An 11,040-nucleotide genomic window follows, 5' to 3' on the forward strand; every position below is an offset into this window, starting at 1 on the left:
CCGGCGGGAAACCGCCGGGTGTCTGTCTTTCCACGGAAATCTTATGGCTGCACGCTTGTCTTTCTGTGGAAATATGGTATCATGGTCATATCAACCACTACATAAGGAGGGTCATCCCATGGCAGACCGCCGCCTATTGCTGGATCTTCTGAACCAGTACAACAACTTTTACCTCTACGAGGAGTCCGTTATCCTGGAGTCCATCGGCCGTCTGAAGGCCAACTTTCCCGACGCCCAGTTCCTGTATTCCATGAAGTGCAACCCCGCCAGACGGGTGCTGGACACCGTGTTCGGCCAGGGCTTCGGTGCCGACGCCGCCAGCCTGGGAGAGGTCATTGCCGCCGGGGAGCGCGGCGTACCCGCTGAGCTCATCTACTTCTCCGCCCCCGGCCGCACGGAAGCGGACCTCCGCTCCGCCTGGGGCCGCTGCGTCCTCATTGCCGACAGTCTCCACGAGGTGGACATGATTCGGAAAATTGCCGCCGAGAAGGGCGAGACCCCGGAGATCGGCGTGCGCATCAACCCGGACTTCACCTTTGCCGCCGACAGCGGCGTTCCCGGCAAGTTCGGTGTGGATGAGGAGGCCCTTTGGAACGCGGATCTCACCGGGGTCAAGCTGGTGGGCATCCATGTCCATGCCAAGAGCCAGGAGCTCTCCGCCGCCGTGCTGGCCCACTATTATGAGAACATGTTCGCCCTCATCGGCAGGGTACAGGCCCATCTGGGCGTGACGCTGCGGTTCGCCAACTTCGGCTCCGGCCTGGGCATCCCCTTCGCTCCCGGCGAAGAGCCCTTGGATGTGGAGGCCCTGGGCAGCCGCTTCCAGGCCATGCTGGCGGATTGCCGGGCCGCCTATCCCGGCCTCCAGATCCTCATTGAGACCGGCCGCTATGTCTCCGGCAAGAGCGGCACCTATGTCGCCAAGGTTTTGGACAAGAAGGTATCCCACGGCAAGACCTTCCTGATCCTCAACGGCACATTGAACGCCTTTGCCCGCCCCGCCGTGGCCCAGATGGTCCGGGGCTTTACGGACCACCCCTTCCCCTATGAGCCCATTTTCACCCATGTGGACGCCTCCGCCCTCCTGCCCCTCACCGACAGCCAGGACACGGAGGTAGTCACCCTGGCCGGTAACCTGTGTACCTCCGCGGACATCATCGCCAAGGATGTCTCCCTGCCCCGCATGGAGATCGGCGACGGCCTGGCTCTGGACAATGCCGGCTGCTACGCCGCCGTCATGACCCCCATGCAATTCGCCTTCATGGCCCAGCCCGCCCAGCTGTTTTTGACCCGGGACGGCCGGGTGCTGAAGGCCTGAGCACGTTTTCCGGAAAGGAGGATTCCTGCATGTCCCGAACGCCCAAAGCCGAAAAGGGGAAAAATTTGTTCCTGCTGGTCATTCTGGCAGCGTTTCTGCTGCTCACCGTGCCCTATCTCCGCATCCCCCTCTCCATTGGGGAGCACACCTACACCGGCGGCCTTTACCGCCAGGACACCGGGGAGCTGGTGGAGACCGCTTCTCTGACCCTATCCGGCACCCGGACATACTGCCTGCGAAGAAGCGGCCGCTCCGTGGAGGGGGATGCCTCTGTGACCATCGGCTCCTTTTCCAAGGACTGGCGGCTCATCTCCCGAGCCACCGCCTACGGCTGCTTTGGCGGCTGGTACGACGGCCCATCATACAGCCTGGGAAGCAGCGCCCTCAGCACCGAGCTGCTGGGCGATTTCCAGCAGGGCAGCTTCTCCTACCGCAGGGACTTTTCCGCCGTGGTGATAGCGCTGTATCAAGAGGACACGCCCTATTTTCTGTCCGTAACAGAGGACGGCTCTTCCCTAACGCCGGAGACCGCTTTAGAGAGCTTTCTCCTTTCCCGGGAATGGTAGCAGAATACGCAAAAACGCCTCCGGCTTTACCGGAGGCGTTTTCTTTAGTTTCGGGAGCACTTTTCCGCGTCGATGGCCAGGGCCAGCATCAAGGCGCACAGGGCATCCTTGGGGTCCATGACATCGATGACGTAGGTGTCCGTCCAGTGGAACAGCTCCTTGGAAATCGTGGCGACCAGGGCGCCGCAGGCCTCCCGGACGCTATAATCCCACTCCAGGAAGCTGCCCTCCACCTGCCAGCCGTTGCAGTCGATGTCGAACCGGGGCTGGAAAAAGGTGAACTGCTTTTGGATGCAGCCCACGTACTGGTCACGGATGTACAGCTCAAATTTAGGCAGCAGGGTGAACACCCTCTCCTGCACCGTACCGATATGCTCTCCGTGAGCGTCCAGAATGTGGAGACAGTGGCCCCAGGCGAGCTTCCCCTCCACGGTGTAGACGGTATTGCCGTTTTCGTCGTAAATATCGTAGCTGTCAAACCAGGAAAACAACCGCTGCTTGAATAAAAGCCGCATGGCTTGTCACTCCTTGTGGGCAGGCTCCAGCCCGGCGTTTGCGATCTCCATCATGATGGCGCACTCGATGCGCTTGCGGAACAGGTCGCAGCCATACTCATATACGCCCTTGATGCTGCCGGTGGCGTGGTAGGCGTTGGCGGCGCAGCCGCCGGAGCAGTACATCCGGGCCCAGCAGTCCCGGCAGCCGGGACGGGCGTAGGCGTTGCACTGCTTGAACTCATCCCGCAGGGCCGTGTTGGTGACGCCCTGCCACACGTCACCCATGGAATACTTGGGGTCGCCCACGAACTGGTGGCAGGGGAACAGCTCGCCCCAGGGAGTCACAGCCAGATACTCCGTGCCGCTGCCGCAGCCGGAGATGCGCTTATAGACGCAGGGGCCGGCCTTTAGGTCGATCATATAGTGGTAGAAGGTGAAGCCGTTGCCGGCCTTCTTCCGGCGGATCATCTCCTTGGCCAGCAACTCGTACTGTTCAAAGAGAATGGGCTTATCCTCCTCCGTCAAGGCGTAGGGCTCATCGGGGCCGCAGACCACCGGCTCCATGGAAAGCTCTGTGAAGCCCAGGTCCGCCATGTGCAGCAGGTCCTTGGTGAACTCCACGTTGTTGTGGGTGAAGGTGCCCCGGACATAGTAGCCCTTGCCGCCCCGGCTTTCCACCAGCTTCTGGAATTTGGGCACGATGATGTCGTAGCTGCCCTTGCCGCTGGCGGTCTTGCGGAGGCGGTCGTGGACCTCCTTGCGGCCGTCCAGGCTCAGCACCACGTTGTGCATTTCTTTGTTGGCAAACTCGATGACGTCGTCGTCAATGAGCATGCCGTTGGTGGTGAGGGTAAAGCGGAACTTCTTGTTGTGGAGCTTCTCCTGCTCCCGGCCATAGGCCACCAGCCGCTTCACCACATCCCAGTTCATGAGGGGTTCGCCGCCGAAGAAGTCCACCTCCAGGTTCCGCCGGCTGCCGGAGTGGGCGATGAGGAAGTCCAGGGCCTGCTTGCCCACCTCAAAGCTCATAAGGGCCCGCTCCCCCTGGTACTTGCCCTGGCTTGCAAAGCAGTACTCGCAGGTGAGGTTGCAGGTGTGGGCCACGTGGAGGCACAGGGCCTTGATGACGGTGTTGCGCTCCTTGAAGTCAAAGGCCAGGTGCTCGTAGGCGTCGGGGGCGAAGAGCTTGCCCTTGGTCTTTAAGTCCTCCACACTCTCCAGGACCTCCCGGATCTCGGCCTCCGTCACCTCGCTCTGGCCGCTGTACTTTTCCAGCATGGCAGCGACGATCTCGTCGGCGCTGTGGCCCTCGTACATGGAGATGACGTCGTAGGCCAGGTCGTCCACCACGTGGACAGAGCCGCTATACACGTCCAGCACGATATTATAGCCATTGAGTTGATAACAGTGGATCATACTTTCACGCTTTCCTTATGTTCATATGTTCATTTTTTTGAAAAATACCATCTGTGTCGTCCCAAAAAAATCGCCACTCGGCCTGCATACAGCCGGGCAGCGACTTTTTTGTCCATGCAGCTTAGGCTTCCTCGCCGCACTTCTCGCACTGCTGGTTGGCAACACCGCAAGAAGTCTTGCAAGCAGACTGGCAGGAAGTCTGGCACTCGCCGCAGCCGCCGCTGAGCACGCTGCCGGCCAGGTCACGGGTCTCCAGAGTCTGGATGTGAGTCATAAGTTTAGCCTCCCTTGTCACAGATGTGGTGCGGGCGAAGGCCCGCCCGCTTCTTCTTATTAGAACATAAAAGAGTATGGTTTGTCAACTATACGCCGCCGTTTTTCACTGTCCAAACCGTCCGGGGCGGGGCGCTTTTCTCACCGTGGAGAACGACGCCTCCCGCTTCCATCCGCTTGAAGGTCCGGCACAGCTCCGCCGTCACTTCCTCCCCCGGCACCAGCAGCGGCACACCCGGGGGATACGCCCACACCATCTCGCCGCAGACACGGCCCACAGCCTCCTCCAAAGGCACCGGCTGGCCGGGCAGGCGCCGGGCAGCCAGCATCCCCATCCGCTGCGGCGGCAGCGGCAGCGGCCCGTCTGCCAGCTCCGCCGGGGCATCCGTCAAGCGGCTGTCGATTTCCCTTAGGGCATGGGCCAGACGCAGCAGGCTCTCCCGGGTGTCACAGATGCTGGTCATGGCCAGGGCGTAATCCTCCAGGGCCATTTCCAGTTCAATACGGTACTCTTTCCGCAGGACCTCCATGAGCCGGGGGCCTGAGATGGAGGTGCCCCGGGTGCACAGGACCAGCTTGCCGGGGTCAAAAGCGAAGAAGTCCGGGTGGTCCTCCGGCCGGTCGTTTCCATGGCACAGCACCCGCAGGTGCCGCAGGTCTTTTACAGCTTCGTCAAAGGCGGCCAGGTTTTCCGCGTAGGCGGCGAACAGCTCTCCGCCCCGCTCCTCCAGCAGCCGGACGCAGCGGTCCACGGCGCCCATCAGCAGGTAAGAGGGGCTGCTGGTCTGGAATACCGCCAGCTGCCGGGCCAGCTCTTCCTCATCCACCAGTCCCCGGTTCCAGTGAGCCAGGGCCGTCTGGGTCAGACTGGGCAGGGTCTTGTGAAGGCTCTGGATGACGATGTCCGCCCCCGCCGCCACAGCGCCGCCCGGAAAGGCCGGGGAAAAGCCCAAGTGGGCCCCGTGGGCCTCGTCCACCAGCACCGGCACGCCGGCGCCGTGGGCCAGGGTCACGATGGAGGCAATGTCGCTGAGGACCCCCTCATAGGTAGGACTGGTGACGATGAGGAGCTTTGCCTCCGGATGCTCCGCCAGGGCCTTTGCCACTGTCTCCGGCGGCAGGCTGGCGGCGGCGCCGGTGCCGGGGTCCGCCGGCACCGGCAGATACACCGGCACCAGGTCCCGCAGCTCCAAGGCATGATACACAGATGTATGGCACCCTCGGGGCAGCAGCACCGTGTCCCCGGGCCGGGCAGCAGCACAGATACCCGCCAGAATTCCGCAGGTACTTCCGTTCACCAGGAAAAAGGCCCGGTCCGAACCGTACAGCCGGGCGGCCCGGTCCATGCCCTCTTTCAAAATTCCCCGGGCGTCGTGGAGATTGTCAAAGCCGTCGATCTCCGTGATGTCCAGCTGCCAGGGAAGCTCCCCGCCCAGGTCCGCCCGCTTGTGGCCGGGCATGTGCATGGGGCAGGCGCCGCTGTCGTGGTATTGCCGCAGGGTCTCCAGCAGGTCCATGGGACCGCCTCCCTTCTCTTAAGAAATGTGGATCTGGACGCCGTTGACCTCGACGCCCTCCTCGGCCCGGATGAGGATATACCGCCGCCCGTCGATGACCCGGGTCTCCACCAGGTCGCTGCGCTCCGGGCTGACCTTAATGGTCACATCCGGCGTTTTCACTTCCAGCTGCTTTTCATCCACAATGTTCCGGGGCGGCAGGTCCGCCTCCGGGCCAAACTGGCGGTCATACTGCTCCTCGAACCGCTCCACATGGTCCGGCGACACGCCGCATTCGTGGAGCACCTGCTTTACCGTCACCTTGGAGATGACCAGCGGGTCTTCCTCCTTGCTCTCCTTGTGGGCAGCGATCATGCCGCACAGCTCATCGTGGACCGCCTGGACCACCTCATAACGGCATTCCTCCTCCAGCGTGTCCCCCAGGATGGACTGGAATGTCTCTTTCTGGACGGCGGCGGGCATGGGCACCTGGCTTTTGAACAGGGCGTCCACAAAGTCCGGGTGGCTCTGGGAAATATCCCGGGTGTAGTACAGGGCATTGTACAAATTGGTGGCGCGGTCGTCAAAGGCCGGGAACAAAAAGCCCACCTCCGGCGCCGCCACCACCCAATCCGCCTCCACGCTGCGGAACTGATTTTCCTGGATGTAATAGCTCAGCGCGTCCTTGGTGAGCTTCACCGGACAGACCGCGCACAATATGTAAGTGAATACCTGGTCGGAGGCGTCGTCCTGCCGCTGCCCGTCCTTGGAGCGGTAGGGCACATCGTAGGCGTCATAGGCCAGCAGGATAAGGTAGTTGCCCGCCAGGTCCAGGCTGGCGATCACCCGCCGGAACAGGGCGTGAACGGCCTCCTGGTCCGCCAGCCGGGAATCCCGCAGGGCCATCAGCAGCCGGTGCTCGTCCCCCTCCACCACCTGGCGGGTGTCAAACTCGATGTCCAGCAGGTTCCGCCCCACAGCGCCGGACAGGGTCTTGCGCAGGACAGCCAGTATTTTTTCCGCGTCCTCCTGCCGGGACAGGGTCAAGGACTGGTCAAACTCCGAGATGATCTCCCGGTTTTCATTTACATAACACCCGCGTACATGGGTGATGCTGCTCTTGTCCTGCCGGAAACGGCGGCGGAGCTCCGCGATCTCTTTTTCGTTCATAGGGTCGATGTTCCTCCTTGGGTTTTGCCGGCCAACGATAGCCGCGGAACCGATTATACCACAGCCGGCAAGCTTTTCAAAGTCCGGATGGCGGATTCCCTCTTGCAAGGCGGCAGTTTTCTGTTAGAATAAGACGGGGCTTGGAAAACAGTCCTTTATTTTTGCGGAAAGGGGCCTTCCCGTTATGGATATGCAGCAGATGAGCGAAGCCATGCGCAGCGGCGCGTCCATCTCCCCGAAAGAACAAATGCGCCTGGTGGTGGCCCTGTCTGTTCCCGCGATCCTGGAGCAGCTGGTGGTCACCCTCATGAGCTATATCGATACCACCATGGTGGGAAGTCTCGGCTATCAAGCCACTGCCGCCATCGGCGCTGTGGCCAGTACCATCTGGCTGTTCAACGGCATTGTCAATGCCATTGCGGTGGGTTTTTCCGTGCAAGTAGCCCAATATCTGGGCGCCGGGCGGGCCAGGGACAGCCGCAATGTTCTGTGCCAGGCCATGCTGTTCAACGCCGCCTTTGGTCTGGCGCTGGCCGCCGTGGCCATCACCCTGGGCCAGTTCCTGCCCTGGCTGCTGGGAGCCGACCCCGCCGTCTGTCCTGACGCCAGCGCCTATTTTTCCATCGTGGGCGCTTTTCTACCCTTCTACATAGCCTCTGCCCTGTACTCCAGCATCCTTCGGTGCAGCGGCAATGTCCGCCTGCCCAGTCTTTTGAACGTGGGGATGTGTGTGCTGGACGTGGTGTTCAACTTTTTCCTCATCTACCCCACCCGGCAGGTGTGCGGCGTCACCGTCTGGGGCGCGGGGCTGGGCGTCCGGGGAGCGGCGCTGGGCACAGGCCTGTCCATGGCCTGCGTGGGCCTTGTGATGCTGCTGCTTCTCATTCGCCGTCCCGGTCCCCTGCACCTGCAGGGAGATGAGACCTGGCGCTTTACCGGCGTGTGCCTGCGCAACGCCTTCCGCCTGTCCGTTCCCGCCGCTTTGGAGCGCATCACCCTCTGCGGCGCCCAGATCATCATGACCTCCGTGGTCAACAGCATGGGTGCGCTGTCTGTGGCAGCCAACTACGTGGCCGTTCAAGCGGAGAGCATCTGCTATCTGCCCGCCTACGGCGTGGCGGCGGCCGCCACCGCCCTGGTGGGCCAGAGCATCGGCGCCGGCCGGCCGGATATGGCGAAGCGGTTCGCGTACAGCACCACGGCTCTGGGCTTCTCACTGGTGAGCGTCACCGGCGCTCTGCTGTTCTTCGCCGCGCCGCTGCTGACCGGCACTCTGACGCCGGACGCGGAGGTGGTGGCTATGGCCAGCCGCGTTTTGCGGGTGGTGGCCTTTTCTGAACCGCTGTTTGCCGTCAGCATCGTGGTCATCGGTGCCCTCCGGGGCGCTGGGGACAGCAAGGGACCGTTCTTTTTGAACCTTTGCAGCATGTGGGGCATGCGGGTGCTGGTGGTCCTTCTGTATACCCGGCGCTTTGGCGTCATGGGCATCTGGGGCACCATGACCGCGGAGCTGGTTTTTCGGGGCATCATTTTCCTGGTGCGGCTGCTGCGGGGCCATTGGGTCCCGGAATCCGCTTTGGCGTAACCTCCATTCCCTTATCCCTAAAACAGCAGGCGGAGCGTCACGCTCCGCCTGCTGTTTTGTTCACAGTGTCATGCCGCCGTCCGGCAGATACCGGAAGCTGCGGCCAAAATACGCCGTCATGACCTTCACCAGGTCCGCCGTGTCACGGCTGCCGGCCACCTCATAGGACGCGTGCATGGCCAGCTGGGGCAGGCCGATGTCCACTGTTGGTATGGACAGATGGGCGCTGCTGATGTTGCCCAAGGTGGAACCGCCGGGCAGGTCCGCCCGGTTGCTGTACCGCTGCACCGGCACTCCCGCGGCCCGGCAGGTCTCCCGGAACACCGCGCCGGACACGGCGTCGGTGGTGTACTTCTGGTTGGCGTTGTATTTGAGGACCACGCCGCCGTTCAGCACAGGGCGCTCCACGCCGTCGTACAGCTCCGGATGGGCGGGATGGACAGCGTGGGCGTTATTCGCCGACACCATGAAGCTGTTGGCCGCCATAGTCCGCCAGTCCCGTCCCAGAGCGGTGCTGACCCGCTCCAGCACGTCCGTGAGGAAGGTGGAGTCCGCCCCCTGCCGGGTGCCGCTGCCCACCTCCTCGTTGTTGAACACGCACAACACCGGCACGCTGCCGCCCTCCTTGGCCGCCAGAAAGCCCTCCAGGCAGGCAAACACACACTGGAGGTCATCCAGCCTGGGCGCGGCAATGAACTCCCCCTCCGCGCCCAGCACCGTGCCGGGAGTCCTGGGATACAAAAATAGCTCCGTGGAGAGGATGTCCTCCTCCGCCACGCCGGCGGCCTCCGCCAGCAGCGCCCGGAAGCGACCCGTCTCCCCTCCGCAGCCAAACAGGGGCAGCAGGTCGGTATTGGCCTTTAATGCGGTGCCCTTGTTCACCTCACGGTCCAGGTGGATGGCAACGCTGGGGATCACCACCAGGTCCCGGTCCACGTTCACCAGCCGGGTGGCGATGCCGCCCTCCCGCCGGACCACCAGCCGTCCCGCCACAGACAGGGGCCGGTCCAGCCAGGAGCGGGCGATCATGCCGCCGTAGGGCTCCACTGCCAGCCGCACACAGCCGCCGGCGGAGGGGACCTCCGCTTCCTCCCGGACCTTATAGGTAGGACTGTCGCTGTGGGCCGCCGCCAGCATGAAGCCCACCGGCGCGGCAGGAACGCGGAAAGCCGCGAGGGTGGAGTCACCCCGCACTGCAAAATAGCGTCCGCCGGCCGCCAGGGCCCAGGGCTCGCTCTCCCGCAGGCGCGTATATCCCTCCGCCTCCAGCCGCCGGACCAGGTTGTCCACGGCGTGGTAACAGCTGGGACTGGCGTCCAGAAAATCCAACAGGCGCCGGATCAGATTTTCGTCCATGGCAAGTTCCTCCGTCCATGAGAAATATATGGCATTATACCACAGGACATGGTAAAATGTCAGCCAGGAGTTGATGAAATGTCTATTCAGTGTATCGCTTTGGACCTGGACCGGACCACGCTGAACGGCGAGGGCCGCCTTTCCCCGGGAAACCGGCAGGCGCTGGAATACGCCATCGCCAAAGGCGTCCATATCGTCATCGCCAGCGGCCGTCCTTTCGCCAGCCTGCCGGAGGATGTGACCGCTGTGCCGGGCATCGAGTATGCCATCACGTCCAATGGTGCCGCTGTGTACCACCTGCCCACCGGCAGGCGCCTTCACAGCTACGCCATGACGCCGGACTCCGTCCAGGCCATTCTGGCTTTGGCGGCGGAGGAATCGGTGGTATGCGAGGCTTTTGTGGACGGCCAGGCCTACGCCCACGCCCCTTATGTGGCGGACCCGGTCAAATACGGCGCCACCCCCCAGGCCGTCCGGTACATCCAAAGCACCCGCCATCCGGTGGAGGACATGGCCACCTTCATCCGTCTCCATCTGGCGGAACTGGACAGCATGGACCTCATCGTTGGGGAGGAAACGACCAAACGCCGTATCTGGACCCGGTTGGAAAGCACCGTGCCGGACATCTATGTCACCTCCTCCGTTCAGCAGCTCATCGAGATCTCCCACCGGGACGCTGGCAAGCACTCCGGCGTCCGGTTTGTGGCGGAGCGGCTGGGTCTCTCCCCGGCGGACATCGCCGCCTTCGGCGACGGGGACAACGACGCGGACATGCTCTCTTACGTTGGCTGCGGCATCGCCATGGCCAACGCCTCCCCCGCCTGTCTCGCGGCGGCGGACCAGGTCACCCTGGACCACCGGGAAGACGGCGTGGCCCATGGGATTTTCCGCATCCTGCGTCTGTGACCGCATTTGAAGCGTCCTTCTCACACAAAAAAAAAGAAGTCCCCGAACCATCGGGGACTTCTTTTTTCATGATTCCGCAAGTTCGTGCTCGATCGTCCAGTCATCCAAAACAGCCACTTCCCCATGAATGATGGAAAGGCCCAATGCCCGAATGACCGCCTTGCACTGGCTCTCGGTCAAATCAAAGGAACGCACCGAGCCGTCCTTCATTTTGACTGACATTATGACTTCTTCCGGGACCTCATTTTCCATACAGGGCGCCTCCTGTAAATGCTGGAGATATTATACTGGAAAAGGACATAACAGTCTAGTTCAAATTTGGACTTTTTTGTTTTTTTCAGCGTCATCTATGCCACATCCAGATGCGTTTTCACACGTCAGTCCCGCCTCCGGCGTCTTTTTTTCTTACCGCTAATTTATCGGTATTTGAAATTTGAAATTGACTTATCCGCAAAAA

11 protein-coding genes are annotated in these 11,040 nt (G+C 62.2%); 4 read left to right on the plus strand and 7 right to left on the minus strand.

The window, feature by feature from the left end:
- The first annotated feature begins 118 nt into the window (after positions 1 to 118).
- Together ACTQ4R_RS10200 and ACTQ4R_RS10205 are read left to right on the plus strand one after the other, a co-directional pair.
- Entirely contained in the window at positions 119 to 1,318 is a 1,200-nt protein-coding gene (locus ACTQ4R_RS10200) for a hypothetical protein (protein WP_441628343.1), read from the plus strand.
- Between the two features lie 29 nt (positions 1,319 to 1,347).
- Positions 1,348 to 1,884, plus strand: a complete 537-nt coding sequence (locus tag ACTQ4R_RS10205) for a hypothetical protein (protein WP_441628345.1) — start codon at positions 1,348 to 1,350, stop codon at positions 1,882 to 1,884.
- 44 nt (positions 1,885 to 1,928) lie between these two features.
- On the opposite strand, the gene ACTQ4R_RS10210 is transcribed toward ACTQ4R_RS10205, so the two are convergent.
- The 5 genes from ACTQ4R_RS10210 to ACTQ4R_RS10230 all read right to left on the minus strand — a co-directional run bounded on the left by ACTQ4R_RS10210 (position 1,929) and on the right by ACTQ4R_RS10230 (position 6,736).
- Positions 1,929 to 2,399, minus strand: coding sequence for an LURP-one-related/scramblase family protein (locus ACTQ4R_RS10210; RefSeq protein ID WP_441628347.1), 471 nt, complete (start codon positions 2,397 to 2,399; stop codon positions 1,929 to 1,931).
- A gap of 6 nt (positions 2,400 to 2,405) precedes the next feature.
- Positions 2,406 to 3,797 carry a thioether cross-link-forming SCIFF peptide maturase gene (gene scfB, locus ACTQ4R_RS10215; protein ID WP_441628349.1) on the minus strand — a complete coding sequence of 464 codons (1,392 nt, stop codon included), beginning with the start codon at positions 3,795 to 3,797 and terminating at the stop codon, positions 2,406 to 2,408.
- A 121-nt stretch (positions 3,798 to 3,918) separates the two neighbouring features.
- Entirely contained in the window at positions 3,919 to 4,071 is a 153-nt protein-coding gene (gene scfA / locus ACTQ4R_RS10220) for a six-cysteine ranthipeptide SCIFF (RefSeq protein ID WP_441628351.1), read from the minus strand.
- Between the two features lie 88 nt (positions 4,072 to 4,159).
- Entirely contained in the window at positions 4,160 to 5,587 is a 1,428-nt protein-coding gene (locus ACTQ4R_RS10225; protein WP_441628353.1) for an aminotransferase class I/II-fold pyridoxal phosphate-dependent enzyme, read from the minus strand.
- 18 nt (positions 5,588 to 5,605) lie between these two features.
- The gene (locus tag ACTQ4R_RS10230; protein ID WP_441628355.1) at positions 5,606 to 6,736 is read right to left on the minus strand and encodes a DUF4317 domain-containing protein; all 1,131 of its coding nucleotides are present in this window, start codon (positions 6,734 to 6,736) and stop codon (positions 5,606 to 5,608) included.
- A 184-nt stretch (positions 6,737 to 6,920) separates the two neighbouring features.
- Here ACTQ4R_RS10230 and ACTQ4R_RS10235 point away from each other — a divergent pair, with 184 nt between their 5' ends.
- Positions 6,921 to 8,321: an MATE family efflux transporter gene (locus tag ACTQ4R_RS10235; RefSeq protein ID WP_441628357.1), complete on the plus strand. Its 1,401-nt coding sequence runs from the start codon at positions 6,921 to 6,923 to the stop codon at positions 8,319 to 8,321.
- 60 nt (positions 8,322 to 8,381) lie between these two features.
- Here the strand turns inward: ACTQ4R_RS10235 and ACTQ4R_RS10240 are convergent, their stop codons facing one another.
- Positions 8,382 to 9,677, minus strand: a complete 1,296-nt coding sequence (locus ACTQ4R_RS10240; protein WP_441628359.1) for a M18 family aminopeptidase — start codon at positions 9,675 to 9,677, stop codon at positions 8,382 to 8,384.
- Positions 9,678 to 9,755: 78 nt separating this feature from the next.
- On the opposite strand from ACTQ4R_RS10240, the gene ACTQ4R_RS10245 reads away from it, so the two are divergent.
- On the plus strand, positions 9,756 to 10,583 hold the full coding sequence (locus ACTQ4R_RS10245) for a Cof-type HAD-IIB family hydrolase (protein ID WP_441628361.1): 828 nt from the start codon (positions 9,756 to 9,758) through the stop codon (positions 10,581 to 10,583).
- A gap of 66 nt (positions 10,584 to 10,649) precedes the next feature.
- Here the strand turns inward: ACTQ4R_RS10245 and ACTQ4R_RS10250 are convergent, their stop codons facing one another.
- Entirely contained in the window at positions 10,650 to 10,835 is a 186-nt protein-coding gene (locus tag ACTQ4R_RS10250) for a hypothetical protein (RefSeq protein ID WP_441628363.1), read from the minus strand.
- Positions 10,836 to 11,040 lie beyond the last annotated feature (205 nt).

The organism is Dysosmobacter sp. Sow4_B12 (genome assembly GCF_052116665.1).
Classification (GTDB): domain Bacteria; phylum Bacillota; class Clostridia; order Oscillospirales; family Oscillospiraceae; genus Oscillibacter.

Excerpts from the sequence above, each read along its gene's own strand:
- ACTQ4R_RS10200 (WP_441628343.1), top strand. The coding sequence starts at position 119 with ATGGCAGACCGCCGCCTATTGCTGGATCTTCTGAACCAGTACAACAAC.
- ACTQ4R_RS10205 (WP_441628345.1), top strand. The coding sequence starts at position 1,348 with ATGTCCCGAACGCCCAAAGCCGAAAAGGGGAAAAATTTGTTCCTGCTG.
- ACTQ4R_RS10210 (WP_441628347.1), bottom strand. The coding sequence starts at position 2,399 with ATGCGGCTTTTATTCAAGCAGCGGTTGTTTTCCTGGTTTGACAGCTAC.
- scfB (WP_441628349.1), bottom strand. The coding sequence starts at position 3,797 with ATGATCCACTGTTATCAACTCAATGGCTATAATATCGTGCTGGACGTG.
- scfA (WP_441628351.1), bottom strand. The coding sequence starts at position 4,071 with ATGACTCACATCCAGACTCTGGAGACCCGTGACCTGGCCGGCAGCGTG.
- ACTQ4R_RS10225 (WP_441628353.1), bottom strand. The coding sequence starts at position 5,587 with ATGGACCTGCTGGAGACCCTGCGGCAATACCACGACAGCGGCGCCTGC.
- ACTQ4R_RS10230 (WP_441628355.1), bottom strand. The coding sequence starts at position 6,736 with ATGAACGAAAAAGAGATCGCGGAGCTCCGCCGCCGTTTCCGGCAGGAC.
- ACTQ4R_RS10235 (WP_441628357.1), top strand. The coding sequence starts at position 6,921 with ATGGATATGCAGCAGATGAGCGAAGCCATGCGCAGCGGCGCGTCCATC.
- ACTQ4R_RS10240 (WP_441628359.1), bottom strand. The coding sequence starts at position 9,677 with ATGGACGAAAATCTGATCCGGCGCCTGTTGGATTTTCTGGACGCCAGT.
- ACTQ4R_RS10245 (WP_441628361.1), top strand. The coding sequence starts at position 9,756 with ATGTCTATTCAGTGTATCGCTTTGGACCTGGACCGGACCACGCTGAAC.
- ACTQ4R_RS10250 (WP_441628363.1), bottom strand. The coding sequence starts at position 10,835 with ATGGAAAATGAGGTCCCGGAAGAAGTCATAATGTCAGTCAAAATGAAG.